Genomic DNA, 24,920 nt, shown 5'->3' with positions numbered 1-24,920 from the left:
GCAACGCCCCGCGGGAGGCCCAACGTCAAACAGACGGTACCTTACGCCTCGGACTTCTTGGCGTAGACAAACCAGTAGCCGAGCGCGATCAGAACCGCGCCGCCCACGATGTTGCCCAGCGTGGCGGCGGATAGATTAAACGCAATACCCGCGACGTTGAGCGCATCGGCGCCGGCAACCTTGGCACCATAGCCGCACGCGTGCATCACGGCACCCATGGGCAAAAAGTACATGTTGGCAACGCAGTGCTCAAAACCGCAGGCCACAAAGGCGGCGATGGGCAGCAAAATGCCCACAACCTTATCGACTACGGTCTTGCCCGCAGTGCCAATCCACACGGCCAGGCACACAAAGATGTTGCACAGGATGCCGCGGAAGAAGATCGTCGCCCAGTCGACCGTCACCTTGCCGGCGGCGACGCTCACCATGGAGTTGGCGACCGCCTCGCCGTTGAGTTTATAGATGCCGGCCATGTACACCAAAAAGACGATGAACAGAGCACCGACAAAATTGCCGACCCACACGACGACCCAGGCCTTAAGCATCTGGACAAGGGTGATCTTTTTGCTCTTGAGCGCACAGACCATAAGCGAATTGCCGGTAAACAGCTCGGCGCCGCACACCAGCACCAGCACCAGGCCCAGGCAAAAGCACAGGCCGCCCACGACGCGCTGGGCACCCCAGCCCAGCGTGCTATCGCTTAAAAACACCGTAAAGAACAGGCCGCCGAAGGCGATAAACGCGCCGGCGAACATTGCCAACAGAAAGGCCTTAGCGACCGGCAGGTTAGCCTTGGTCACGCCGGCGGCCTCGGTCTTGGCCTCGATCGCGGCGGGCGCCAGGCAATCGGGAGCGGGGTACTCCACCTTGGAATCTGCCATGTCAATCACTTCTTTCCTATTCAGCAGAGGCAAGCGCTGCTATAGCTCCTGCCCCAAGCGGACAAAGTGGGAAAAGTCGTTGGCGGCCACGGCGTCGTACACGGCGTCGACGGCCTCAAAGACCTCCGGGGACATGGGGTTGTAAAACTCCGTATCGCCCGGCTGAATCCCTATGAAGACGATATCTTCGCACGATTGCTCGATTTCCTCGATCAGAATCGACAAAGGGAGCGAATGCGTGGTGAACATCGACTTGCGGGCCACGTCACGTTTGTCGAGCAAGCGGATGGCGCCGACGGGCAGCGCCATGTCGGCGGCATCGACCAAAACCAAACGCGGCGGACGTTCACGCTTAACCTCGATGATGTCGTCCTCGGGCGTTTGCCCGCCGTCGATGGTGTACCAACCGGCGATGGGCGCGTCCTCCATCTTTTTGGAGAGCACGGGGCCGGCGGCATCGTCGGCACGCAGCACGCTTCCCGCCGTGAGCACGATACCCGCAAACGGGGCGCCGTTCACACGTCCATCCACAACGCGATCCATTACTGCAACCTTCCCGTCAGATACACGCCCGAAACATCGCGCACGCGCTCCACCAAATCGCGGAACTTCATCAGAAACGCGACCTGCTGGGCATGCAGGCCAAAGTCGTCGTCGAACACCGAGATGCCGGCCTTGGCCGACCCGCGAAAACCGCGCTCGTCGAGCAGCGCATCGCAGGCCTCGAGCAGCGACGGCACCGCCGCCTTGTCGAGCTGGCACTCGCCAAAGGAACGGATGGCCTCGAACTTGGTCTTAGCCTCCCCCTCCGACAGCGCGTCGACGAGCGAATAGAACACATCCACCGGCACCGACAGGCGCGGCTCAAAGCAGTCGAGCACGCCGGTGTGGTGGCCCACGGCGAGCGTGTAGTACAGCACGTCGCAGGCCTCCTGGGGAACGTCTTCCTCGGTCTCCACAAACTTACGCGTAAGCTCGTAGAAGACCACCTGGTCGGGCGCATGGCCCAGGCAGGGGTCGGCGACGCCCTCGGCGGCCTCGTCGCTTGCGCGCGAGGCATCGCCAAAAGAGCCGCCGAGCATGCCGGGACCCGCAAAGTAACCAGAGCGGTCCGTGAGCTCCATCTAGCGACCTCCGGCAAGCACCAGATCCTGCAGCGCCGAGTACACCTCGACGCGGCGCGGATCGTCCTGCTTGTCGATGAGCAACGCCATGGCACCGCGGATATCGCCCTTGGGCGCGCCCTCGAGCGTATCCATAAACTCGTTGGCCAGGTCGCGGCCGTAACGGTAGCCGCTCATGGCGCGAGCTTCGCGCTCGATGGCAACGCGCAGCTTGTACGGCACGCCGGGGTGCAGGATATCGGCCTGCTCGCCGGCGGCCTCCACCGTGGTCTCGGCATGGAGCTTTTGGTCCAGCAGACCGAGCGCCATGGCAAAGCCGTAGACGGTCTGCGCGGGGCTGGGCGGGCAGCCGGGGATATAGACATCGACCGGCAGAATCTTATCCGTGCCACCCCAGACGCAGTAGTTGTCGTAGAAGATGCCGCCGGTGCAGCCGCACGCGCCGTAGGACACCACGATCTTGGGATCGGGTGCGGCCTCAAAGGCGCGCAGGGCCGGCATGCGCATGGCACGCGTCACGGCGCCGGTGTACAGCAGTACGTCGGCGTGACGGGGCGAGGGCACGACCTTGATGCCAAAGCGCTCGACATCGAAGACGGGCGTGATGGAACCGAAGATCTCGATCTCGCAGCCGTTGCAGCCGCCGCAGTCAACACGGTAGACGTACACCGAGCGCTTGATCTTCTTAAGAAGGGTCGCCTTGGCCTTCTCGATGCTCTCGTCGAGCTCGATCTTGGTCGGGCGGTACTGAAGCCGCTCGGGCAAAAGCGTGGGTTCGGCCATGGTTACTCCTCCTTCGTATCAAAATCCATAATGATGCCCTCGACCGGCGCAGGACCGGCGGGAATCTCGGGCGCATCGGGGTTGAGCCCGCGGTCGATATACTCCGGGTTCACGCCGTGGCCGCCCAGATACTCCATGCCGGGGCCCTGGGGCTCGCCGGACGCAAGCGTCTCGTTGGCGGCCATGCCGTGCGCGTTGCCGGTCTTTACGGCCGAGGCGGCGCGCAGGGCGTCGAGCTCGCGCTTGCACTCCTGGCACATACCGACGGTACGGGCGGCCTGCTCGGCCTCCATGCCGCCGGCCTTTTGCAGCAGGCGCTTGGCGTAGTCGATCTCCTTGTGCGGGGCGAACGGCTTGCCGCAGCGCGAGCAGTGCTCGAGCGTGTAGACGCTCTTGCTGGTGAGGTCGTCCTTGCTCATGACGGCCAACTCAAACTCCTCGGTGAGCTTGATGGCCTCCATGGGGCAGGCTTCCTCGCAACGGCCGCAAAAGATGCAGCGACCGTAGTCGATCGACCAGGTGATGGTATCGGCCGCAAGGTCGGTGTCCATGCGAATGGCATCGGCCGGGCACGCCACGCCGCAGGCACCGCAGGCGATGCAGAGCTCGGCATTGTGCTCGGGCTTGCCGCGCATGTCCTTGTTGGTGGGGAACGGCGCAAACGGGTACTTGACCGTCGCGTCGCCGGCCTTGGCGTTAACCTTCCAAAGCTTCAGCATATTAGAGCGCCTCCTCATCGAGCGGAGCGGCCATGGTGCCCTCGCCCGCAAGCGGCGACTTGTCGCGCCAGACGTTCTCGAACTGCTCCTTGTCAAGCACGTGGTCGCGCTTGGCGGCGACATCGGTCACCGTCACGCGGTCGGTGCAGGAGTAGCACGGGTCGAGCGAGCCGACGATCAGCGCCGCGTCGCCCACGGTGTTGCCGCGGAACATGTAGCGCAGGACCGGCCAGTTGCTGTACGTGGCGGCCTTGGCGCGCCAGCGGTAGCACTTCTGGTTATTGCCGAGCATGGCCCAGTGCACGTCCTCGCCGCGCGGCGCCTCGGTGGCGCCGATGGCGTACTTGTGCGGGGTGTACTCCCAATCCGTGGTGAGGATGGGGCCCGATGGGCAGTTCTCGAGCATGGTCTCGATCATGTCGATCGAATCGTAGACCTCCTGAATGCGAACGGCGGTACGGCCGAAGGCATCGCAGGTGTCGGCCGTGGCAGCATGCATCTTCTGGACATCCGGATCGGCGTAGCCGTCGAAGGGATGGTCGAAGCGCACGTCGCGGGCATAGCCCGAGCCACGCATGAGCGGGCCGACCGGCGAGAAGTCGCGAGCGATCTTGCGGTCCAGAATGCCGATGCCACTCGTACGCTCAATAAAGTTGGGCGTGGAGAGCAGCATGTCGACGAGTTCCTGAACCTCGGAGCGCAGCTGGTGGATGGTCGTGAGCGTGGAGAGCTTCTGCTCGGCCAAAATGTCGCGACGCACGCCGCCGATCACGTTGAGGCCGTAGGTCTTGCGGTGACCGGAGAGCTTCTCGGCCAGGTCCATGGACTTCTCGCGGACGCGGAAGAACTGCTGGAAGCCGGAGTCGAAGCCCGTGTAGTGCGATGCCAGGCCAATGTTGAGCAGATGCGAGTGCAGACGCTCGACCTCGAGCATGATGGCGCGGATGTACTGGGCGCGCGGCGGGACATGAATGCCCTGGGCGCGCTCGACGGCCTCGGCATAGGCCACCGAGTGGGCGCAGCCGCAGATGCCGCAGATGCGGTCGGCGAGGAACGTCACGGCGTCATAGTTCAGGCGCGTCTCGGCGACCTTCTCCATGCCGCGGTGCACGTAGAACAGACGGTAGTCGGCGTCGACGATCGTCTCGCCCTCGACAAACAGGCGGAAGTGGCCGGGCTCGTCGGAGGTAATGTGCAGCGGGCCCATGGGGACGAGCGTGGTCTCCTTGCCCTTGGTGTCGGCCAAGAACTCGTAGTTTTCCATGTCGCTCGCGGGAGCGGGACGGAAGCGGTAGTCCATGGAGTCCTTGCGCAGCGGGTACAGGCCGCTGGGCCAGTCATCGGGCAGTACCAGGCGGCGACGATCGGGCAGGCCCTCGGGGATCAGGCCGAACATATCGCGCAGCTCGCGCTCGCCCCACACGCAGGCGGGGACGAACGGCGTCACGGACGGGAACGTCATCTTGGCGGGATCGATCTCGGTGCGCACGGTCACCCAGCCGGGGTCCTCCCCCTCCATGGAGATGACGTAATACACGGCGTAACGGCCGCACAGACTGCGCTCGTCGTTGCCGATGATCACGGGAATCCAGCCGTAGCGCTCGTAATACAGGTAGTGGACGGCCTCGGGCAGCTTGTCCTGCTTGACGGTAATCGTCAGCTGGTCCTCGCACTGCCACTCGACCTTCTCGATGCAGCCCGGAACGGCGCGGCGCAGGGCCTCGACATGGCTCTCGCAGCGACGGGCATACACCTTGTTCTCAGTTTCAATCATTCGTTACTCCACCTCGCTCTGAGCGGTCTCGGTACCGAACACAGCGCGGTACATCGGCGTCGCGTGAAGTTCCTCGGTGCTCTGCTCGAGCACGATGCCGGTCGCGGTCTCCACACCGTGCACGAGGGGCAGCGGGGTGGCGATGCCAAACCACAAGATCATGACAGCCAGGATGATTTCGGGGGCAAGCATGAGCGCCGGGGCCTCATGCTTGCCCATGCCCTGGGGCGCATGGCCGAATACCGACTTGAGTGCGATGCGGGTGAGCGCGGAGATGGCCACGGTAAGACCGAGGGCGACCACGACGACCAGCCACATGGGACCGGCGGTAACACCGGCGACAAAAGTCAGGAACTCGGAGATAAACATGCCAAAGGGCGGGAAGGCACCAAGACCGAGCAGCGCCAGGACGGCGAGCGCGGCGGTTGCGGGCGCAACCTCGACGACGCCCTGGATCTTGGCCAGGCTACGCGTGCCAAAGGCGTGCTGGATGTTGCCGGACACGCAGAAGGCAAGCGTCTTGGTAAAGCCGTGGAACACGCAGTGCAGCAGGGCCGCGGCGATACCCAGCGGGCCACCGATACCCAGGCACAGGGCGATAACACCCACGTTCTCCACAGACGAGTACGCAAAGCGGCGTTTGAGGTCGTCCTGGCGAAACATCGAGAGTGCCGCCACCAAAATGGACAGCGTGCCGACGATCAGCAGTAAAAGTTGCGGATACTCGGCGCCCACGGCCTGGATGGTAAAGCCATAGAAGCGCATGATCACAAGCATGGCGCACTTAAGCAGCACGCCCGAGAGCAGGGCCGAGACAGGGCTCGGGGCCTGGGAGTGGGCATCGGGCAGCCAAGTGTGCATGGGGAACAGGCCGGCCTTGGTGCCAAAGCCGATCACGATAAACGCAAAGGCGAGGCGCATGAGCGTCGGGTCGAACTGGTCGGCATACGGCAGCACGCACGACAGGAACGCGGCCTCGTGGGCGTTGGGAATCACGTCGGCGGCGTTGGCGTAGATCAGCAGCGTACCGAACAGGCCGAAGGCCACGCCGGCGGTGCAGACCATCGCATACTTCCAAGAAGCCTCGAGGGCCGTCTTGTTCTTGTAGATACCCACGAGGAACACGGTGGAAAGCGTGGTTGCCTCCACGGCGGCCCACGTGAGGATCATGTTGTTGGACAGGCACGCGAGCAGCATGGTGAACACAAACAGGCTAAACAGCGCAAAATACTGCTTGGCGCGCTCGGCGGGCATGGAGCCCTCCTCGATATCGGCCTTTACATAGGGCAGTGAGAACAGCCCCGTAAGAAAACCGATAAAGCCGATGAGCAGCACAAAGATGGCGCCCAGCGAATCGAGGTGGAACCACAGGCCAAGAGCGCTCGCGGTTTCGCCGCTCATAAGGACGTCGCCGGCCGTCATAATCGACAGCACCAGGACGGCTGCGACGGAGACCAGGTTGAGACCGGCAAACACGTTATAGGACGTGTTCTTGGGCAAAAACGCCATGACCAGCGAGAACACCAAAGGAGTCGCGAGCAGGGCGAGAATCAACGTTTCCATGGACTACCCCCTCAGCTCGGACAGGTCGCGCGCATCGAGCGAGTGGGAGTCGTCCCAAATGCGACGCACGACGATGGACATGATGATGACGGCAAAGATGGCGTCGGTGGCGATACCGATCTCGATGATCTCGGGAGCGGTGGGGGCCAAAAGCGCGAGCGTCACATGGCTGCCGTTTTCCATAAGGCAGTATCCAAAGATCTGCTTCATGATGTTGCGCTGCGAAATGATGCAGGTGAGGCCCACAAAGAAGTGAGCGAAGCTAATAGCGAGCGCAGGCGTTGCGACCTCGGCCGTGGGCAGGCTGATCTGCGTCACGACGGCAAAGCAAATCGCGACCTCGACGGCGATGATGCAAATGGCCCACGCGGGCTTAAGGCCGGCCTTGAGCGATGCGTCGCTCGGCTCACCCATCTTCTTGTATGCGCGGTTGAGGATATAAGGGACCAGGACGACCTTGGTGATAAAGGCAGATCCAGCCCACATAAGCAGCTCCTGCGCACCAGTGGTGACACCGAGCGTGGCGAGAAGCCCCACGAGCACCAGCGACTGCACCGCATACCAGCTGATGGCGTGCTTGATGTTCTTTGAGACGACCACCATGGTGGACGTGACGATCAGAAGGCCGCCAAGGATGTTGACGATCGAATAACCCATGTCGTTCTACCTCCTAACCGATCCAGCTGGCCGAAAGCGGGCCGCTGACGATAACCATGATGATGAGCACGATGAACACGAACGCCATCGCGCGGGGAAGCGGGGCTCCCGCAGCGACCTCGTCGCTCGGCTCGCCGGGCAGGCAATAGCCCATCCACTTGAGGAACCAGGCGAAGGTGGCGACGGTCTCGGCGACCATGATGCACACGAGCACCAGGATCGCAACGTTGCCGGCACCCACAGAGAAGCCGCCGGCGATAATCTGGAACTTCGAGAAGAACGTGTTCATGGGCGGCACGCCGGCAATGGCAAGCGCCGCGACACCAAAGCCCACGCCCGAGATCGGGTACTTCTTTACGATGCCGCGAAGCTTGGGCAGCATACGCGTGCCGAGGGTAAAGGAGAACGAACCGGCGATCAGGAAGAACAGGGTCTTGGCGAAGGCGTGGTTAAAGATGTGGCACACGGCACCGTCAAAGGCCAGCTGGCTGCCAAAGACCGAAAGGCCCAGACCAAAGAACACATAGGAGAGCTGGGCGATCGTGGAGAAGGCCAGCAGGCGCTTCATGTCCTTTTGCGGCAGGTACATAAGGAAACCAAAGAGCATGGTGACCATGGCGTCGATAATGGCGACCCAGCCCACGATCTCGGGGATCTCGCCGGCAGAGACGAGTGCACGCGCGAACACGCACACGCCGACCTTAACCATCGAGGCGCCATGCAGGTAGGCCGAAACAGGCGTCGGCGCCTCCATGGCCGAAGGCAGCCACATGTACATGGGAACCTGTGCGGACTTGGCCCAGGCCGCAAACAGCACGAGCAAAAGGACGATAGCCTTGAGCTTGGCGTCGAGGCCGGCAATCGCGGTAATGGCGAAGGTACCGGTGTGGGCAAACACGATGGCGGCGCCCAGATACAGGCCGAGCGCACCGATATGCGTAATGATCAGGGCCTTCATGCCGGCCTTCTTGGCCGTAGGCGTCATGTAGTAGCTAATGAGGCCCCAAGAGCACGCACCCGTGATCTCAAAGAACACGAGCTGGCCCAAAAGGGTCGAGCTGTACACGAGGCCGGCCATGGCACCGATGAAGGTCGCGAGATACGCGTAGAAGCGACGACGCGGTGCGTCGGGATGCTCACGGTTATTCTCGCTCATATAGGGAATCGAATAGATCACAACAAGCAGGCCGATACCCACAAAGGCGGGCGCGAGCAGCGTGCTCATGCGATCGAAGGTAAATCCCATGACGAGGGTCTGCCCAAACGAGATCAGGGGGACCTGCGTGTCGGGCATGCCGGCGCCAGCGAAATTCGCGGCGAGGGCAATGGTGCAGGCCGTCGATACGGCGGCACCCAAAACGCTGAACCACTTGGCGTACGGACGGGGGAACAGGGCGACGAGCACCGAGGCCACCATCGGGGCCGCGATAGCGACCAAGCCGAGAAGGGACAGACTGACTGCAAATGACATTGTTTCTCCCTTCTCCTACACGCCGACGACCACGAAGACAAACGCCAGAACGGCGATGCCCACGACGGCCCAGGTCTGATTGCCAAGCACCTTAAAACGCGAGCGCGAGCAGGAGTTCTCGATCACGCCGCATACGACAAAATCGATCAGGCACTTCACCAGGAAGATGACTGCACCCAGAACAGCGGCGGCGCCCACGGTCGCGGGCTCGCCCCAGGGGACGAAGATCGCGCAGAACCAGGCGACGACCAGGACCTGCTTCATGGACATGGCGAGCTTGGCCATCGCAAGCGACGGGCCGGAAAGCTCGGCGAGCGGGCCCTCCTGAAGCTCCTGCTCGGCCTCGGCCTGATCAAACGGCAGCTTGCCGAGTTCCATGTAGCAGGCAATCGCAAAGGCGATGCCGGCGAGGATCACGGCGACCGGTGCGTCGATGGCACCCGTCATGATGTGCTGACCCATGGTGGCGATATCGGTGGAGCCGCACACCAGGGCGGCGGCAAACAGCGCCAGCAGCATAGACGGCTCGATGAGCACGCTCATGAGCAGCTCGCGGACGCCGCCGATACCGGCGTAGGCGTTGGACGAATCCACACCGCAGAGGGCGAAGAAGAAGCGGGCGAGTGCCAGGCTGTACATGATGGTGATGGCGTCACCAAAGACCGGGATGGGGCTTTGTGCCGTAAAGAGCGGCAGACCCATCGCGAGCATAAAGGCGACGGCGAAGAACAGCGGCGGCATGATGCGCAGCGCAAAGCTCGCATCCTCGCTCTGGGACTCGGGGCGCGCAAAGAGCTTGGCCAGGTCACGGTAGTCCTGCATGATGCTGGGGCCGCGACGGTTGTGCATCTTGGCGCGGATCACGCGGCCGAGACCGGAGAAGAACGGTGCGACGGCCATGACGACCACGCCCTGCAGAACGGCAAGTACGATGTTGTTCATGCTCTCCCCTCCTTAACCCATTTGCACGGCGAGCACGAGGAACACCACGAGTGCCGCGACGATGTAGCAGATATAGATGCTGTAGTTGCCACCCTCGAGCTTAGTCGCGAGGTCGGCGAGCTTCTCGACACCCTTATGCGGGGCATCGACAAGAACCTTGTCGGGTACGGGCTCCACAGCCTCGGCCACACCGGTGAGCTTCTGGAAGAAGTGCGCGATGGACCAGCAGACGGCCGTGCAGCGGTCGCGCAGCGTGTAGAGCGGCTGCATAAACCAGGACACCTCGGAGGCGAAGGTCGTAGCCACGACGGGCATATGCTCGTTGGGAGCATAGCCGCATGCCCACGGCTGGGACTTCTGCACCTTGCCGACGGTCTTGAGCTTGCGATAACCGCAGGCAAGGCCGACGAGCACCACAAGCGCAATAGCGATCGCGGGAGTGGAGGTGGCAGCGCCGGAGTACTGGTTCATGAGCTGCATGCCCTCGGCGGCAAACACGCCACCGTACGGATGCAGCACGGACGCGGCGACATTGATCAGCACGGGAGCGATCACGGGAGCGCCAATGCCCAACACGACGCAGATGGCAGCGAGCAGGCCCTGCGCAAACACCATGGGGGCGGGAACCTCCTTGGCATTGGCCGCGGCCTCGGAGCGGGGCGCGGAGGCAAAGGAGACGCCATAGGCCTTGACGAAGCACGTGACAGCCAGCGCGCCGGTAATGGCGAGCGCGACGGCAGCGAACACGGCCACAATCATGACGGCCTTGTCACCCTGCATGGCGGCATTAAACAGCGACTGATAGGTAAACCACTCGGACACAAAGCCGTTGAAGGGCGGGATGGCCGAGATGGCAAGCGCGCCAACGAGGAAGCAGATGGCCGTTGCCGGCATACGACGGAACAGGCCGCCCATCTTCTCCATATTGCGCGTACCCGTGGAGTACAGCAGCGCACCGGCGCCCAAGAACAGCTCGCCCTTAAACATCGCGTGGTTAAACGTGTGGTAGAGGGCGGCCATCAGAGCCAGGACGGCGATGCCGACCGAGTTGAGCGCCATGGCGGCCATGGAGGCGCCGACGCCGAGCAGAATGATGCCGATGTTCTCGACCGAGTGATAGGCCAGCAGGCGCTTGATGTCATGCTCCTGCAGGGCGAAGGCAACGCCGAGGACCGACGAGATCGCACCGAAGACCATGACCATAAGACCCCACCAGACCTGAACGCCCGAGGCGGAGAGCAGGTCGAGGCCCACCTTGAGGATGCCGAAGATACCGATCTTGATCATGCCGCCGGACATGAGGGCCGACACGTTGGACGGCGCCTCGGGATGTGCCTTGGGCAGCCAGCCGTGCAGCGGGATGATACCGGCCTTGGCGCCAAAGCCAAAGAAGGCGAGCACGAAGCACACGGAGGAGACGGCGGGTCCAAAGTCATGCGTACGGAAATCACTGAAGCTGAAGGAACCGCCCACGCCGTTGGTCATGAGCAGGAAGCTCGCCATGATGAGAACGAAGCCCACGTGCGCGATGACGAAGTAGAGCCAACCGCCCCTAATGGAGTTCTTGTTCTCCTCGATAACGACAAGGAAGTAGCTCGTAAGGGACATGAGCTCAAAGGCGACCAGGAACCAGAACACGTTGTCGGCGGTGATGACGAGCATCATAGACGCCACGAAGGTGTTAAAGAAGAAGCCGGCGCGGCCCTTTTTGCCCGGGTACTCATCAAAGTAGTTGAGACCGTAGATCGAACCGGCAAACGCAAGCACCGAGATGAGCGCCACGAACAGGCCGGACAGCTGATTGAGCAGCAGCTGGAAATGGGCAAACGGGAAAAACACGATGGTATCGACCGACGTGACATTGCCCAGCACGGCCTGGATACCGGCCACAAACGAAAGCACCGCGGCGACGGCGCCGATAAGGCAGCCGGCGGTCTTGGCGGCGTTATCGGCCTTGATCAGCAGAACCGAGGCGAGCGCACCGATGCACGAGACGGCAAGCGATGCGATAAACAGCGTCATGCTATCCATTGTTTACGCTCCCTTCTGCTTTCTCGGACAGGCCCTGGGCCACAGCGGTAACGTCGACAACCGGACCGTTTTCGATCGAGCGCAGGCGCTTGGCCTCGTCGAGCTCGCGATCGGCCGCGCCGCCCATGACGGTCAGCGCCTTGGTGGGGCACGCCGCCACACAATGCGGGCCGTCCGGATCGAAGGCGCACAGGTCGCACTTGATAGCGCAGGTGTACTGGCCAGGAGCCCACGTAAGCAGGCTGCTCAGGGACTTAGGATACGAAGGCGTCGGGTCGCACATGCCTGCGACACCGGCGATAGACGTGCCATCGGGATGGATGGCTCCGAAGGGGCACGCGATGGCGCACAGTCTGCACCCGATGCACTCCTGCTCCTTGACGTGGATGCGGTCGCCATCGTGCTCGATGGCATTCACCGGGCAAACCTCGGCGCAGGGGGCACCCTCGCAATGGTGGCAGGCAAGGGCGGCCGAAATACCGCCGGTCTTCACGAGCGCCAGGCGCGGCGTATCCTGAAGGCCCTGCATCCGGTGGGCGTCGGCACAGGCGGACTGGCATGTTCCGCAGCCGATGCACCTCTCCGGGTTGATGTCGATGAAGCGGTTCATCCCCACTTCCTTTCAAAATAACGGGCCGGGCTCCCGAACGTACGGGACGCCCGGCCCAAATAGCCAACGAGAACGGGACTACACGATTTGATTCACGTGCGTCTCGTCGTCGAACTTGGCGGCACCGGGCTCAACGTCCTGGGGAGCGGCTGCGTCCACCAGAGCCTGCTTGAGCTCGGTGTACTGACGCTCGACCTCGCCCTCGGCCCAGACCTGGTCGGCGATAGCGTCGACCTGGCAGGCGGAGAACTTGTCCTCGGGCGTATGCGAGACCGGGTCGACCTTGTGAATGGTCAGCTCGTTGCACTTGCCGATCCACCACTGGTAGGTCATATAGACCGTGCCCTTGTTGATGCGATCGCTCACGTCGGCGCGGCTGTATACCTGGCCGCGGCGGCTGTGAATCGAGACGATGTCGCCGTTCTTGATGCCGCGCGCCTCGGCGTCCGCGGGATTCATGCGGACAAAACCGGGCTCGTCGGCAAGCAGCGCCAGCGTCTTGCAGTTGCCGGTCATCGAGCGGCAGCTGTAGTGGCCGACCTCGCGGACGGTGCACAGGATGAGCGGGTACTCATCGTCGGGAAGCTCGGAGGGCGCCTCCCAATCGTGCGCCATCAGGTTGGCGCGACCGTCCTTGGTGGTGAACTTGCCACCAGCGAACATGTCGGGCGTACCGTGGTCGTTCACATCGGTGCTCTTGACAGGCCACTGGGCGTAACCGCCCTCGGGAGCCATCTTCTCGTAGGTCGCGCCCACAAAGTTGGGGCACAGGCTAATGCACTCGTTCCAGATCTGCTCGGTGTTGTCGTAGTGCATGGGGTAACCCATACGCGTGGACAGGTCCGCGAAGATCTCCCAGTCGTGACGGCACTCGCCCTTGGGCGGAACGGCCGCGTCAAAGTGCTGGAAGCTACGGTCGGATGCAGTAAAGACACCCTCGTGCTCGCCCCAAGAGGTAGCGGGCAGGATGACGTCGGCGAGCATGGTCGTCTGCGTCATAAAGATGTCCTGGCAAATGAACAGATCCAGCTCGGAGAGCGTCTTGCGCATACCGGCCGAATCGGGCTCGGTCTGCACCGGGTCCTCGCCGTAGTTGTAGAAGCAGTGCACCTTGCCCTCGTCGACCAGGTGGCCCAGGTCGGTGAGCTTGTAGCCCTCCTCGAGCGGGAGCTTTTCCTCGGGCACGCCCCAAGCCTTGGCAAACTTGGCACGCACTGCCGGGTCGGTGACCTTTTGGTAGCCAGGGTACAGGTTGGGCAGCATGCCCATATCGCAGGAGCCCTGGACGTTGTTCTGACCACGCACGGGCGCGAGGCCGGAATTGGGTTTGCCGATCTGGCCGGCAACGCAGGCGATGGAGGCAATGGTGTGCACCGTCTTCAGGTTCTGCTTCTGCTGGCATACGCCCATGCCCCAGCCAATGATGGCAGAGGGCTTCGCCGTGGCGTACATCTCGGCAGCTTGGTGGATCAGCGCGGGCTCAACACCCGTGATGTCCTGTACGGATTCGGGAGTGTAGTTCTTGATGGTCTCCCACCACTCGTCAAAGCCGTTCGTATGCTCGGCGACGAATTCCTTGTCGTAGAGGCCATCGTTGACCAAGCAGTTGGCAAAGGCGTTGAGGAACGCGACATTGCAACCGTTCTTGATCGGAAGGTAGAGATCGGCGATACGCGCGGTTTCGATATGGCGCGGATCGGCGACGATGATCTTGCAACCCTTTTCTTTGGCTCGCACGATACGCCTTGCGACGATGGGGTGCGAATCGGCAGGGTTATAGCCGAAGAGGAAAATGCAGCCCGCATCCTCCATACCGGGGATGGAGCATGACATGCAACCTGAACCAACCGTGTCCATCAGACCGAGGACAGTAGGGCCGTGTCAAGTACGGGCGCAGTTGTCCACGCTGTGGGTGCCGATGCACGCACGCGTAAACTTCTGCATGACGTAGTTCGCCTCATTGCCGCCGCCTCGCGAAGAGCCGGTGGTCATGACAGCGTTAGGACCATATTCGTCAATTATGGCCTGCATCTTAGATGCGGTGAAATCCAGTGCCTCGTCCCAGCTTACGCGCTCAAGATCCGCGCCCTTGGTGCGGCGGATCATCGGGTGCAGTACGCGAGGAGTCAAGATCTTGGTGTCGTTGATGAAGTCGTAGCCGCTCATGCCCTTAAGGCACAGCTCGCTCTGGTTGGTGATGCCGTTGAGCGGTTCGGTACCCACGACCTGGCCGTTTTGGACCAAGAGGTTAAACTGGCAACCGGCGCCGCAGTACGGGCAAATCACTTTATGCTTCTCCATGACACCCTCCTTCCTTTCTCTGCTACCGAATACTCGGTACTTATTTGACAATCATTGGGCCTGTCGCCCCGACGCTTACGCCTCGTTTTCGATGGTGGCGCGGGCACGCTCGGCAGTCAGTTCTGCCAGGCGCTCATCGTCTACCAGGGTGAGACCCTTGGTCGGGCACGCCTCGGCACACGCCGGACCGCCGGGACGGTCCACGCACAGGTCGCACTTAAGCACGAAGCTCTTAGTCTGCGAACCCACGCGCACGTCGCCCATCAAGACGGGGACCTGCGTGGTCGCCACGCTCACGGCGCCAAAGGGGCATGCCATGACGCAGCTCTTGCAGCCGATGCAGTTGTCCTCGTTGACGCCGATGCGATGGTTCTTTGGATCAAAGAACAAGGCGCCCGTAGGACAGGCCTTCGCGCACGGGGCATCCTCGCAATGATGGCAAGCCACCGGTGCGGAGATCTCGTACGTACGCGTCACGCGCAGGCGCGGCGCGGCGATGTTGCCGGGAATATCGTGTGCCTCGATGCACGCCGCCATACAGGTTTGGCACCCAATGCAGCGTGAGGAATCAGCCACGACTCGTTTATTGCCCATGTTGTTCACTCCCTCCTGAATCCCATGCCGGAGAGACCCTGCCGACGTTGCCCCGGACCGCCCGTGGTCCGGCATCGGCGTATCGAGCGCATGCGGCGAAACAGGCACTTCGATAGAATTCCTCCAACGATATACAGGTTAAATATACGCAGTTGCAGGGGGCAAACTTGAGCATAGGCCCTGCAATACGGGTGTATTGCAGGGGTTTGGGCAGGTTGGAATTATTCTCTATAAGCTATAAAGGTGAGTGTATTACATGCGTACGCCCAAGAAAGATTTCACGTTCGCTTCTGAAGGATGTAGTACGTTTGTAATGTTGTTCACAATCAATTACTCTAGTGCAATAAAGTAGTGGTTATAAGATTGGCTATTATTAGCCGATGCTGTATTTGACTGTTCATATTGCACGCTCATTAAGGGAGGCCAGTAATGTCATCGACGCAAAAACGAGCCATCCTGCAGGTGCGCATTCGCGAGGAAGACAAGCAGCATGCCGAGCATCTCTACGACGCCATGGGCACATCGCTCGCCGAGGCTGTCCGTTTATTTGTCGCGCAAAGCATTTTGATGCGCAAGCTTCCCTTTTAGCCGGTCGCCGTGCGCTCAAAGGACGGCACCGCCGCCTATGGATCGCTCAAAGCATATGGTGACCCCAATCGCCGCGCCGAGGAGCGCAATGCCTGGGTTGAATACCTTGCCACGGAAAGCGACGATTCGATTTTGGGTCCCGAGGAAGTAGATATCCATGAGTAGCACCATCATCGACGAGACCGTCATCCTACGCTACCTGCTTGACGACGACGAAGTTCTGTCACCGCGCGCCGCCAAGGTCATCGCCACGCGCACCGCTCGCGTCTACCCCGAGATCATCACGCGCGTCGTGGTCACGCTGCGCGACGTCTATAAGGTTCCCCGCACTGAGATTGCTACGGCCATGAGAAGGCTGCTCGATGACGTCATGGTCGACGAGCCCACCGTTGTCGCCCTTGCCGTCAAACTCTTTGGCAAGACCCATATGGACTTTACCGACTGCCTCCTCGCAGCCCGAACCGCCATCTACAACGATGATGTCGTGAGCTTTGGCAAGCCCATCATTCAAGGCATGATCGATTACCGCCGCAAGCGCCAAACCGCTGCCGAAGTCCGCGACCGCGCCGCCGAAGCCCGCAGCCGAAGCACCGACTCCACCATCGACAAACTCCGCCACCGCCCTCGCAGCTAACCCCATCCCCTCCTAAGTTGCGGTGAAATACGGACTGTTTTTGCTGGTCAAACCGCAAAACAGTCCGTATTTCACCGCAACTTATTGAAGGTGGACCGCGAACGATTTCGCTATCGGGATTCGGCGTAGGGTTTTGTTGTCGGAATGCCGTAGCCGCGCATCATGGCACCGAACGATTCTACGTCATAGGTGTCCGAGAGTTTGAAATGAATGACGTTGTGGCCCATGGCGCGAAGGTTCGCGTCGCGCATGAGGGCCGCTCGATACGTTTTTGCCGCCGCCTGCTCTGGATCATTTTGAGCTTCGTCTTCAAACTTGCCTAGCCCATGCAGCTCTGCCAGCGTCCATGAGCCGCCTGGCATCTGCCAGCCATAATCTGCTAGATAATAGCCAGCGTTTCCCGGTCGCGTTATCTCAACTTGAAGCTCGGGCGCGGCAACCCCAGCGAGAATCATCGCTGCTCTCGCCTCAGACTCGCCGCCATTGTCTGACCTGCCGTCCATATACTCAAAAACGTCAAAAGCACGCGCGATGCCATGCAACCCTCGGCAATTTGCCTGCGCGTATGCTCGCAGTTCTTCGCGTTCGACATCGTACTCACGGGCCAAGCCATCGACATAGCCCAGCGCATAGCGAAAGGCGCTCGTTCGAGCGATATCAACAACCGTTCGACACGGATCCGTCAGTGTAAACAGACCTAGCCGCCACACTTCGCCCGCCCGCCAGCGCTTGTATTCAACGAACTCATACGTATCACGCCTTGTAGACCGTGGCAGCAGTACTTGCACTTTATCCAGAAGCGTATACGCCGAGCCGATGCCGTAGAGCAGCGCTGCCGTCGATCCGCAAAACACAGCATCCGGTTCAACGACCGCAATAGCGGATGCCAGCTGAAAGATGCGATCTTCAACCCCAAGATTATTCCAATAGACCGGATCCGCATACACGTGGTTGTAAAGACGAAGCATGAGCTCTTCCTGCATAAGCTCACGCGCACGGCGTTCATCCCAAGGATCAATTGTTATAAGCAGCTGTCCATCTTGATGAATTCCAACGGCCGAGAATAGCATCCTTGCATATGACTGCGGAAAATGTTTGCCTTTATCGAGCATGGCCAACCCCATAACCATCACGGCGGAGAGAATACCATTACGCTATCGCATGCTTCCGTCCGCAGGCTTTGCCAAAAGCTGACAAAAAGCTTGACGCCGCAGGTCAGAGCTTCAAAAAATATTTCCACTCTCGGTAGACGGTCGCTACGACCCTCCCAACGGCATCAAAATCCAACCTTACAAATAGTTGCGGTGAAATACGGAGTACATGGGCCATAAAAGCCGAAAAACAGTCCGTATTTCACCGCAACTTAGGAGGGGATGTGGGGTCCCCGGCATGTATATGAAAATGGCTCTGATCCCAAAGGGAATCAGAGCCGTTAAGCTATCTTGTGGAGCGGGCGACGGGAATCGAACCCGCGTCATCAGCTTGGAAGGCTGGGGTTCTACCATTGAACTACGCCCGCAAGATATGGTCGGGACGACAGGATTTGAACCTGCGACATCCTGCTCCCAAAGCAGGCGCGCTACCAAACTGCGCCACGTCCCGAAGGTGTTGAGCAGCTAAGGTCTAAACCTTGCGTGTCCCAAAGCGTAGGAAATTATAGGGGAGACTCCCCGCCTGTGCAAGCATTGATGCCTTAGCTCCTCGAATGTGCGACAAAACGACTATGGAGCAGGCCGATTACAAAGGCAACCACGGCAACCGGCGCCCACGCGGCACCGATATCCGCCAGCGGCAGCGCATCAAACGGCAGCCACACGCCCGCAAAGAACGCATCGCGAACCGAGGTGATCACGCTCTGCACCGCGACAACGCCGCCGACCCAAACCCACACTTGCGGATGAGCGTCGCAAAAGCCGTGCACCAGGCCCATCAGTACCAGCACGATGGCAACGGGATACAAGGCGTTGAGCATGGGCACCGAGAACATAAGAATCACGTCGAGGCCCACATTGGAGAGCACGCACGAAAACGCTGCGAACACAAAGGCGAGAATCGCAAAGGGACGGCGCATGGCCTCCTCGGAGGCCTCCGCTCCCCCTTCGACCACATACGTCTCGCAGAAGTAACGCGAGCAGCAGCTGATGAGGCCGATGCACACGTTCATGCAGGCGAGGAAGAAGATGGCGAAGACCACGACCGTGCCGGCAAGGCCAAAGTGCATGGAGGCAGAGCGGGCAAGGATGGCGGCACCGTTGGTAGCGTCGGGCATCACGGTGCCGAGCTGCATACCGGCAAGCCCCAAGCCGCAGTAGATGATGGCCATGAGCACGCCCGCGATCACACCGGAACGCGAAATCTCGAAGGCCACGCGTTTGTCATCGGTAACACCCAACTCGTGGATGGTCTCGGCGATGATGATGCCGAAGGCGAGCGACGCGAGCAGGTCCATGGTCTGGTAGCCGGTCAGAAAGCCCTGCACGGCAGCACCGGCATCGTAGGGAGCCTGAGGCGCGGCAGCCGGTCCCAGCGGCGAGATCACGGCAGCACCCACGACCAGCACGATGAGCGCAATGAGCGCGGGGCCCGTAATGCGACCGAGCACGCGTGTGATGACACCCGGGCGCAGCGTGAGCGCAAACGCGACGACGAAGAACCCAATCGCAAACACCAGACGTGCCGTGCCGAGCGAAACGCCATCGGGTAGCAGCGGCACCAGCATTTCAAACGCCGTAGAGCTTGTGCGCGGAATGGCCAGACACGGACCGATGGCCAGGTAGACCGCTGCAACAAAGAATTCGCCAAACTTGGGATGCACGCGGCCGGCCAGCTCGCGGGCCGTGCCGGCAAGCGCCACGGCGATAAAGCCCATGACGGGCAGGCCGATGGCGGCAATCAAAAAGCCAACCATGGCAAGCGGCGTGGCTGTACCGGCCTGAAGTGCCAGCAACGGCGGAATGATGAGGTTACCGGCGCCAAAGAGCATCGAGAACAGCGCAATGCCGACGGTGACGACATGGTCGGAGCGCAGACCGCGCGGAGCGGATGAGGCCATAGGCACACCTTTCGGGTCGAAACAAAAACGGGACGGGCAAAAGACCCGTCCCGCAAGTATATACGCTCTAGCAGGCTAAATCGCGTAAAGCATCAATCGCGGTGTCGACTTCCTCATCCGTGTTGAAATACCCAAACGAGAAGCGAACGATACCCTGGCGCTCGGTCCCGAGCGCGCGGTGCATGAGCGGAGCGCAATGGGCGCCGGGGCGCGTCGCAATTCCCCACCCCTGCATGAGCGCGTCCGAGATCTCGGCCGAATCGATATCGCCCACGTTGAGTGAGACGATCGCCGAGCGCGTCGGCTGGTCAAACGCACCGTAGAGCTTAATCCCCGGAATCTCGCGCACGCCAGCGAGAAAGCGATCCGCCAGTGCTCGCTCATGCACCGCGATCGCCTCGACCCCGCCTTGTGCCTCGATAAAGTCGAGGCCGGCAGAAAGCCCCGCGATGCCGTGACCGTTGAGCGTGCCCGCCTCAAGGCGCGTGGGCCACTCAAGCGGCTGCAGTGGGTCGAAGCTGTGCACGCCCGTGCCGCCCATGGCCCACGGAGCCACGTCAATGCCCTCCGACACGGCCAGGCCGCCGGTCCCCTGCGGACCCATGAGCCCCTTATGGCCGGTAAAGCACACTATGTCGAGGCCCATGGCCTGCATATCGACACGCGCCGTACCGGCAGACTGCGAGGCATCGACGATCACAAGCGCACCTGCCGCATGGGCCATGGCCGCTACGCGCGCAATGTCGACCGCGTTGCCGGTCACATTGGAGGCATGCGTCACCACCACGGCACGCGTACCCGGCGTGACCAGCCGCTCAAGCTCGTCGTAGTCGAGCGCGCCGTTGGTATCACAGCCCGCATGCTCAACGGTCACGCCCTGTTCCGTCGCCAAGCGGTTGAGCGGGCGTAACACCGAGTTGTGCTCGAGCACCGTCGTGACCACGCGATCACCGGGACGTACCACGCCGTTGATGGCGGTGTTGAGCGCCGCCGTAGAGTTGGGCGTAAAGCACACATGGTCCGCCCTCGGGCAACCCAAAAGGCGTGCAAGCTTGGCACGGCAAGCGTGAATCGTACGAGCGGCATCGAGGGCACCCGACGTGGCGCCGCGTCCGGCATTGCCGAGCGAGCACATCGCCTGTGTCACGGCATCGATGACCGTCTGCGGCTTGTGCATGGTCGTCGCCGCGTTATCCAGGTAGATCATCGCACGACCTCCCACATATCAATCACGGTATAGCCCTCGGTGGGAACGCCCGCCGCGGCGAGTTCGCCGCGCAGCAGCTCCTCATCGGCAGGCAACGCCTTCCACGCCAGACCGCAGCCGGCAGCGACCTCCCCGGGCACGGGAATCGTTCGCCCGGGAAGGCCGCGCTCGATGCACAGGGACTCGCAGCCCATGGCGGCCGCCGTGGTGGGAAACGTGATGACAAGCGCCGGGCGCTTCTCCCTCATGGCAACTCCAACCAATACGCTACGGGCGCACGACGCGCACGGCCTGCTCCATCTTCTCCACGATCACGTACATGTTGGTGACCTCGCCCACCGCAAGCTGGTCTTTAATGCCATAGTGGTCGAGGCAGGTACCGCAGGTGAGAATCTCGACACCCTGCTCCGCCAGCCCCTTCAGGTCATCGAGCACCGGCGAACCCTCGACGGTGAGCTTGGCGCCGCCGTTGTAGAACAGCATGGTCGCGGGCAGCTCCTCCTGCTGCGTCACGGCAAAGATAAAGGCCTTCATGAGCTTGTGGCCCAGCTCGTCGTCGCCACGGCCCATGCAATCGGTGTAGACGGAAATGACGAGTTTGCCCTTGCCGGCGCTGGCATCACAAAAGGCAGCGCCATCCTGCTCGGGATCGGCCACGGCAACGGCGCCAGAGGTCGCCACGGTCACGTGCCACTCGGCATCAGAAACCTTCTCGACCGAGGCCGTGCAGCCCTTCTCCTGCGCCATCTTGGAGATGTTCTTGACGGCGGTCTCGTTATCGACCGAGGTCACGACGGCGCCCTCGCCATCAAGCTGTTTGAGTGCCTTAAGCGTCTTGACGACGGGCAGCGGGCAGGCATCGCCCATGGCATTGACTTCAATTTTGGTAGACATAGTTTTTCCTTTCGAATAAATCGTTTTAGAACGGTACATAGCTCAATAAACGTGTCGTTAACGGACAACGCGGACGGCAGTACCGCCCGGCTCCGCCTTGCACACGCGCCCGACAACGGCCGCGATGCGTCCCTCGGCATGTAGACGGCGCGCAAGCTCATCCACATCGGAAGCAGGCGCCGCGATGAGTAGGCCGCCCGAAGTCTGCGGATCGTACAGCGCATCCAGCATGCCCGGTTCCATGTCATCGTCGGCCGTCACGCGCGGACCAAAGAAATCCTGGTTGCGGTAGGCACCGGCAGGAATAATGCCCAGACGCGCCATATCGAGCACCTGGTCAAAGAGCGGCACCGCCCCCGACGCAAGTACAATCTGCACGCCCGAGCCCTCGGCCATCTCGCACGCATGCCCGATCAGGCCAAAGCCCGTAATGTCGGTGCAGCCGTGAAGCTCGAGTCCCTCGGCCAGACGGATCGGGGCCTCGTTGAGGGTGCGCATCGAGTCGTACATGGCTGCGGCCTCGTCCTGCTCGATGAGCTCGCCCTTAATGGCCGTGGTAATGATGCCCGATCCGATCGCCTTGGTCAGCAGTAACGCATCGTCCACGCGCGCGCCGCTGTTGGCGAGCATACGGTCGAGCGCGACAAAGCCGCTCACAGACAGGCCGTACTTGGGCTCGTCGTCGTTGATGGTATGGCCGCCTGCGATGGAGCAGCCGGCCTCGACGCACTTGTCGGCGCCGCCCGCCAGAATTTCACCGGCAACCTCAACGCCCAAACAGCTCGGGATGCACAGCAGGTTCATGGCATGGCTCGGCCGCCCGCCCATAGCGTAGATATCCGACAGCGAGTTGGCCGCGGCGATCTGGCCAAACAGAAACGGGTCATCGACCATCGGCGGAAAGAAGTCGATGGACTGCACGAGGCCCAGGTTATCGCCAACGCGAAAGACGCTCGCATCGTCGGAGGTATCGAACCCCACGAGCAGGTTGTCGTTATGCACATTGGGCAAGTCGCCCAGGACCTGGGCGAGGGCTCCGGGAGCCAACTTAGCGGCTCAACCGCTCGCGGCCGTCATGGACGTGAGTCTCACGGTTTCTTTAGCCATACGAACCCCCTTCCAACAAATCAACGACTTTAAGTATACGCCCCAGGCACGCTTCCCAAGAGACCGCCGACGGCTCGAACGTCGAAGGCGGCGCCGCAAGCGCCTGCGCGATAGCATCTGCCAGCGCGCGCTCAAACAACGGAAGGTCGGCCGCCACGGGCGTGTCGACATCCGTCATACGCGGCGACGCCACCCACGTCACGGGAGCACCGGGAAGCATCGCCTCCATCCAGGGACGAACGCCGGGCAAATCAGTCGCCACAACTTTGCAGCCGCACGCGAGGGCCTCAATCGTCACGAGCGGCAGGCCCTCGTAAAACGAAGGCAGCACAAAGACGTCGGAACTGCGGTAGGCATGCACGAGCCCATCGCTATCCAGGCGCCCCGCCAGCGTCACCGGCACATCCGAGGCCGCGGCCAAGCGCTCGATACGCGCGTACTCGGCATCGTCCCCGCGACCGCCCACAAGTACCAAGCCAGATGGACGGACGTCATCGTCAATCGGCAATGACACGGCTCGAACCAGCGACTCGACGCCCTTTTTAAAGCAAATCTTGCCCACGTACACAAGCGATCCCGGCTGCCTCGTCACGCTTGCGTCGCGGCAGAAGACGCGATGGTCGTAGCCCGTCCCAATCACGTGGATGCGATCGGCATCGACGCCGCACACCAGGCCAATCTGCTCAGCCTGCTCGGCATGGAGCGCAAAGACGGCATCGAGCCGACGAACCGCACTTACGATGCGATCGCGCTCGAGCGCATGCGAACGAAGCTGGCGCAGATCGGTCGAATGGCACACGGCAACAACCGGCACGCCCCGGACGCACTCGCGCGCCAATGCGGTCACCAGATACAGGTGATGGCAAAGCACCAGATCGGGCCGAAACTCAGCCACCGCCCGATCGATTGCAGCAGCAAATGCCCGCTCAAATGCCTTGAGCATCGAAGGCGTCAGGTCACGATAGCGTGTAGAGGGATAGGGCATGACATCGGACATACCGCAGATGGGGAACGGCAGCTCAGGGGTATCGAAGTCGACGGTATAGATGGGTACGCCCGCCGGGATGTCGCCCTGCGTGTCGCCCGGAGCGGCGCCGCAGAGGACGGCGGGCTCGCACCCGACTGCCAGCTGGGAGCGCACGAGCGCCGAAAGATACGTGCCGCTGCCTGTGCTGTCGGGCTTTTGGGCCGAGATGTTGAGGATACGCATCGACAGGGCCCCTTAAACCAGCGCCCGCGCGCGGACGGCAGCACCGATGGCCCCAGCAAAGCGAGCCTGAGGCGAGGTGGTCACGGGTGCGCCCAAAAGCTCGCCCAGACGCTCCACAACGTAGGCGTTCTCGCAGAGGCCACCGGTCAGGTAGTACGGAGCGCCCGCCGCCTGCCCGGCCATAGTGGCCACGCGCGACACGACGCTCTCGATCACCCCGCGGGCGATGTTCTCGCGCGGCTCACCGCGACCGATCAGGCTGATGACCTCGCTTTCGGCAAACACCGTGCACATGCTGCTAATCTTGGTGGGCTCGCCGGAACGCGCCAGGTCGGCCATCTGCTGCTGGGAAATGCCCAGGCGATCGGCCATGATCTCCAAAAAGCGCCCCGTACCGGCGGCGCACTTGTCGTTCATGGCAAATTTGGCCACGCGGCCGCCTTTAAGCTGGATGACCTTGGTGTCCTGACCGCCCACGTCGATCACGGTGCCGTGGTCGCCAAACAGGCGCACGGCACCGGTACCGTGGCAGGTGATCTCGGTCACGACCTTGTGCGCATAGGGCACGGCAACACGACCGTAGCCGGTCGCGATCACGCGCGCGTCGTCGGCAGCCACGTCATAGCCAGCCGCGGCAAGCTCGCCGCGCAGACGCTCGGCCGCATCGACCGAGGAGAACCCAGTTGGCTGCACGCACGTCCACGCCACCGAACCCTCCCCGTCGACCACAGCAGCCTTAGCCGCCGTAGACCCGATATCGATCCCGATCCCTATCATG

At 61.8% G+C, this 24,920-nt stretch carries 25 protein-coding genes and 2 tRNA genes; 3 read left to right on the top strand and 24 right to left on the bottom strand.

The annotated features are described in order from the left end of the window. Positions 1–41: 41 nt before the first annotated feature. The 14 genes from AAAV44_RS02980 to AAAV44_RS02915 all read right to left on the bottom strand — a co-directional run bounded on the left by AAAV44_RS02980 (position 42) and on the right by AAAV44_RS02915 (position 15,450). Positions 42–881 carry a formate/nitrite transporter family protein gene (locus tag AAAV44_RS02980; protein WP_349114478.1) on the bottom strand — a complete coding sequence of 280 codons (840 nt, stop codon included), beginning with the start codon at positions 879–881 and terminating at the stop codon, positions 42–44. Positions 882–920: 39 nt separating this feature from the next. Beyond that, positions 921–1,424, bottom strand: a complete 504-nt coding sequence (gene hycI, locus AAAV44_RS02975; protein ID WP_349114477.1) for a hydrogenase maturation peptidase HycI — start codon at positions 1,422–1,424, stop codon at positions 921–923. Continuing rightward, positions 1,424–2,005, bottom strand: coding sequence for a formate hydrogenlyase maturation HycH family protein (locus AAAV44_RS02970; RefSeq protein ID WP_349114476.1), 582 nt, complete (start codon positions 2,003–2,005; stop codon positions 1,424–1,426). The genes hycI and AAAV44_RS02970 overlap by 1 nt, the downstream gene beginning before the upstream one ends. Beyond that, the gene (locus AAAV44_RS02965; protein ID WP_006234107.1) at positions 2,006–2,788 is read right to left on the bottom strand and encodes an NADH-quinone oxidoreductase subunit B family protein; all 783 of its coding nucleotides are present in this window, start codon (positions 2,786–2,788) and stop codon (positions 2,006–2,008) included. 2 nt (positions 2,789–2,790) lie between these two features. Continuing rightward, entirely contained in the window at positions 2,791–3,507 is a 717-nt protein-coding gene (locus AAAV44_RS02960; RefSeq protein WP_349114474.1) for a formate hydrogenlyase complex iron-sulfur subunit, read from the bottom strand. A 1-nt stretch (position 3,508) separates the two neighbouring features. Next, a complete protein-coding gene (locus AAAV44_RS02955; RefSeq protein ID WP_349114472.1) occupies positions 3,509–5,281 on the bottom strand; it encodes a hydrogenase large subunit in 1,773 nt (590 codons plus the stop codon). A gap of 3 nt (positions 5,282–5,284) precedes the next feature. Next, on the bottom strand, positions 5,285–6,844 hold the full coding sequence (locus AAAV44_RS02950) for a hydrogenase 4 subunit F (RefSeq protein WP_349114470.1): 1,560 nt from the start codon (positions 6,842–6,844) through the stop codon (positions 5,285–5,287). Between the two features lie 3 nt (positions 6,845–6,847). Continuing rightward, a complete protein-coding gene (gene hyfE, locus AAAV44_RS02945) occupies positions 6,848–7,501 on the bottom strand; it encodes a hydrogenase 4 membrane subunit (RefSeq protein WP_055286167.1) in 654 nt (217 codons plus the stop codon). Positions 7,502–7,514: 13 nt separating this feature from the next. Next, positions 7,515–8,972, bottom strand: a complete 1,458-nt coding sequence (locus AAAV44_RS02940; RefSeq protein ID WP_346968673.1) for a hydrogenase 4 subunit D — start codon at positions 8,970–8,972, stop codon at positions 7,515–7,517. 15 nt (positions 8,973–8,987) lie between these two features. Further along, entirely contained in the window at positions 8,988–9,914 is a 927-nt protein-coding gene (locus AAAV44_RS02935) for an NADH-quinone oxidoreductase subunit H (RefSeq protein WP_022095201.1), read from the bottom strand. A 12-nt stretch (positions 9,915–9,926) separates the two neighbouring features. Continuing rightward, entirely contained in the window at positions 9,927–11,945 is a 2,019-nt protein-coding gene (gene hyfB / locus AAAV44_RS02930) for a hydrogenase 4 subunit B (RefSeq protein ID WP_349114469.1), read from the bottom strand. Next, positions 11,938–12,555, bottom strand: a complete 618-nt coding sequence (locus AAAV44_RS02925; RefSeq protein WP_271747428.1) for a 4Fe-4S dicluster domain-containing protein — start codon at positions 12,553–12,555, stop codon at positions 11,938–11,940. Before AAAV44_RS02925 ends, hyfB begins: the two co-directional genes overlap by 8 nt. Before the next feature lie 78 nt (positions 12,556–12,633). Continuing rightward, positions 12,634–14,856 (bottom strand): formate dehydrogenase subunit alpha, encoded by a 2,223-nt coding sequence (gene fdhF, locus AAAV44_RS02920; protein WP_195239652.1) that lies wholly within the window; start codon positions 14,854–14,856, stop codon positions 12,634–12,636. Between the two features lie 75 nt (positions 14,857–14,931). After that, complete coding sequence (locus tag AAAV44_RS02915; protein ID WP_346979066.1) at positions 14,932–15,450, bottom strand: 4Fe-4S dicluster domain-containing protein; 519 nt, start codon at positions 15,448–15,450, stop codon at positions 14,932–14,934. 429 nt (positions 15,451–15,879) lie between these two features. Here AAAV44_RS02915 and AAAV44_RS02910 point away from each other — a divergent pair, with 429 nt between their 5' ends. From AAAV44_RS02910 to AAAV44_RS02900, 3 genes are read left to right on the top strand one after another with little or no spacing between them, the layout of a single operon-like run. Next, entirely contained in the window at positions 15,880–16,038 is a 159-nt protein-coding gene (locus AAAV44_RS02910) for a type II toxin-antitoxin system RelB/DinJ family antitoxin (RefSeq protein ID WP_035138346.1), read from the top strand. 9 nt (positions 16,039–16,047) lie between these two features. Further along, positions 16,048–16,203, top strand: a complete 156-nt coding sequence (locus tag AAAV44_RS02905; RefSeq protein WP_349114468.1) for a hypothetical protein — start codon at positions 16,048–16,050, stop codon at positions 16,201–16,203. After that, positions 16,196–16,672 (top strand): hypothetical protein, encoded by a 477-nt coding sequence (locus AAAV44_RS02900; protein ID WP_349114467.1) that lies wholly within the window; start codon positions 16,196–16,198, stop codon positions 16,670–16,672. Before AAAV44_RS02905 ends, AAAV44_RS02900 begins: the two co-directional genes overlap by 8 nt. Before the next feature lie 110 nt (positions 16,673–16,782). Here the strand turns inward: AAAV44_RS02900 and AAAV44_RS02895 are convergent, their stop codons facing one another. From AAAV44_RS02895 to AAAV44_RS02850, 10 genes are all read right to left on the bottom strand, one after another. After that, complete coding sequence (locus AAAV44_RS02895) at positions 16,783–17,784, bottom strand: hypothetical protein (RefSeq protein WP_349114466.1); 1,002 nt, start codon at positions 17,782–17,784, stop codon at positions 16,783–16,785. Between the two features lie 333 nt (positions 17,785–18,117). Then, a tRNA-Gly gene (locus AAAV44_RS02890) sits at positions 18,118–18,191 on the bottom strand. A gap of 6 nt (positions 18,192–18,197) precedes the next feature. After that, a tRNA-Pro gene (locus AAAV44_RS02885) sits at positions 18,198–18,274 on the bottom strand. 91 nt (positions 18,275–18,365) lie between these two features. Continuing rightward, complete coding sequence (gene brnQ, locus AAAV44_RS02880) at positions 18,366–19,724, bottom strand: branched-chain amino acid transport system II carrier protein (RefSeq protein WP_349114465.1); 1,359 nt, start codon at positions 19,722–19,724, stop codon at positions 18,366–18,368. Positions 19,725–19,791: 67 nt separating this feature from the next. Then, positions 19,792–20,931, bottom strand: a complete 1,140-nt coding sequence (locus tag AAAV44_RS02875; protein WP_349114463.1) for an aminotransferase class V-fold PLP-dependent enzyme — start codon at positions 20,929–20,931, stop codon at positions 19,792–19,794. Beyond that, positions 20,928–21,179 (bottom strand): DUF3343 domain-containing protein, encoded by a 252-nt coding sequence (locus AAAV44_RS02870; RefSeq protein WP_022095212.1) that lies wholly within the window; start codon positions 21,177–21,179, stop codon positions 20,928–20,930. The genes AAAV44_RS02875 and AAAV44_RS02870 overlap by 4 nt, the downstream gene beginning before the upstream one ends. Before the next feature lie 19 nt (positions 21,180–21,198). Next, on the bottom strand, positions 21,199–21,825 hold the full coding sequence (gene yedF, locus AAAV44_RS02865; protein ID WP_055286145.1) for a sulfurtransferase-like selenium metabolism protein YedF: 627 nt from the start codon (positions 21,823–21,825) through the stop codon (positions 21,199–21,201). Positions 21,826–21,882: 57 nt separating this feature from the next. Then, positions 21,883–22,932 carry a selenide, water dikinase SelD gene (gene selD / locus AAAV44_RS02860; protein WP_349114461.1) on the bottom strand — a complete coding sequence of 350 codons (1,050 nt, stop codon included), beginning with the start codon at positions 22,930–22,932 and terminating at the stop codon, positions 21,883–21,885. After that, positions 22,925–24,142 carry a glycosyltransferase family 4 protein gene (locus tag AAAV44_RS02855; protein ID WP_349114459.1) on the bottom strand — a complete coding sequence of 406 codons (1,218 nt, stop codon included), beginning with the start codon at positions 24,140–24,142 and terminating at the stop codon, positions 22,925–22,927. Before AAAV44_RS02855 ends, selD begins: the two co-directional genes overlap by 8 nt. Before the next feature lie 12 nt (positions 24,143–24,154). Beyond that, positions 24,155–24,919: an acyl-CoA dehydratase activase gene (locus AAAV44_RS02850; RefSeq protein ID WP_349114458.1), complete on the bottom strand. Its 765-nt coding sequence runs from the start codon at positions 24,917–24,919 to the stop codon at positions 24,155–24,157. Position 24,920 lies beyond the last annotated feature (1 nt).

Source organism: Collinsella sp. CLA-AP-H1, assembly GCF_040092945.1.
Lineage (GTDB): Bacteria > Actinomycetota > Coriobacteriia > Coriobacteriales > Coriobacteriaceae > Collinsella.
The sequence above is the reverse complement of the archived record's forward strand: the minus strand, read 5'-3'. Positions and strand labels throughout refer to the sequence as shown.

Excerpts from the sequence above, each read along its gene's own strand:
- AAAV44_RS02980 (WP_349114478.1), bottom strand. The coding sequence starts at position 881 with ATGGCAGATTCCAAGGTGGAGTACCCCGCTCCCGATTGCCTGGCGCCC.
- hycI (WP_349114477.1), bottom strand. The coding sequence starts at position 1,424 with ATGGATCGCGTTGTGGATGGACGTGTGAACGGCGCCCCGTTTGCGGGT.
- AAAV44_RS02970 (WP_349114476.1), bottom strand. The coding sequence starts at position 2,005 with ATGGAGCTCACGGACCGCTCTGGTTACTTTGCGGGTCCCGGCATGCTC.
- AAAV44_RS02965 (WP_006234107.1), bottom strand. The coding sequence starts at position 2,788 with ATGGCCGAACCCACGCTTTTGCCCGAGCGGCTTCAGTACCGCCCGACC.
- AAAV44_RS02960 (WP_349114474.1), bottom strand. The coding sequence starts at position 3,507 with ATGCTGAAGCTTTGGAAGGTTAACGCCAAGGCCGGCGACGCGACGGTC.
- AAAV44_RS02955 (WP_349114472.1), bottom strand. The coding sequence starts at position 5,281 with ATGATTGAAACTGAGAACAAGGTGTATGCCCGTCGCTGCGAGAGCCAT.
- AAAV44_RS02950 (WP_349114470.1), bottom strand. The coding sequence starts at position 6,844 with ATGGAAACGTTGATTCTCGCCCTGCTCGCGACTCCTTTGGTGTTCTCG.
- hyfE (WP_055286167.1), bottom strand. The coding sequence starts at position 7,501 with ATGGGTTATTCGATCGTCAACATCCTTGGCGGCCTTCTGATCGTCACG.
- AAAV44_RS02940 (WP_346968673.1), bottom strand. The coding sequence starts at position 8,972 with ATGTCATTTGCAGTCAGTCTGTCCCTTCTCGGCTTGGTCGCTATCGCG.
- AAAV44_RS02935 (WP_022095201.1), bottom strand. The coding sequence starts at position 9,914 with ATGAACAACATCGTACTTGCCGTTCTGCAGGGCGTGGTCGTCATGGCC.
- hyfB (WP_349114469.1), bottom strand. The coding sequence starts at position 11,945 with ATGGATAGCATGACGCTGTTTATCGCATCGCTTGCCGTCTCGTGCATC.
- AAAV44_RS02925 (WP_271747428.1), bottom strand. The coding sequence starts at position 12,555 with ATGAACCGCTTCATCGACATCAACCCGGAGAGGTGCATCGGCTGCGGA.
- AAAV44_RS02915 (WP_346979066.1), bottom strand. The coding sequence starts at position 15,450 with ATGGGCAATAAACGAGTCGTGGCTGATTCCTCACGCTGCATTGGGTGC.
- AAAV44_RS02910 (WP_035138346.1), top strand. The coding sequence starts at position 15,880 with ATGTCATCGACGCAAAAACGAGCCATCCTGCAGGTGCGCATTCGCGAG.
- AAAV44_RS02900 (WP_349114467.1), top strand. The coding sequence starts at position 16,196 with ATGAGTAGCACCATCATCGACGAGACCGTCATCCTACGCTACCTGCTT.
- AAAV44_RS02895 (WP_349114466.1), bottom strand. The coding sequence starts at position 17,784 with ATGCTCGATAAAGGCAAACATTTTCCGCAGTCATATGCAAGGATGCTA.
- brnQ (WP_349114465.1), bottom strand. The coding sequence starts at position 19,724 with ATGGCCTCATCCGCTCCGCGCGGTCTGCGCTCCGACCATGTCGTCACC.
- AAAV44_RS02875 (WP_349114463.1), bottom strand. The coding sequence starts at position 20,931 with ATGATCTACCTGGATAACGCGGCGACGACCATGCACAAGCCGCAGACG.
- AAAV44_RS02870 (WP_022095212.1), bottom strand. The coding sequence starts at position 21,179 with ATGAGGGAGAAGCGCCCGGCGCTTGTCATCACGTTTCCCACCACGGCG.
- yedF (WP_055286145.1), bottom strand. The coding sequence starts at position 21,825 with ATGTCTACCAAAATTGAAGTCAATGCCATGGGCGATGCCTGCCCGCTG.
- AAAV44_RS02855 (WP_349114459.1), bottom strand. The coding sequence starts at position 24,142 with ATGCGTATCCTCAACATCTCGGCCCAAAAGCCCGACAGCACAGGCAGC.
- AAAV44_RS02850 (WP_349114458.1), bottom strand. The coding sequence starts at position 24,919 with ATGATAGGGATCGGGATCGATATCGGGTCTACGGCGGCTAAGGCTGCT.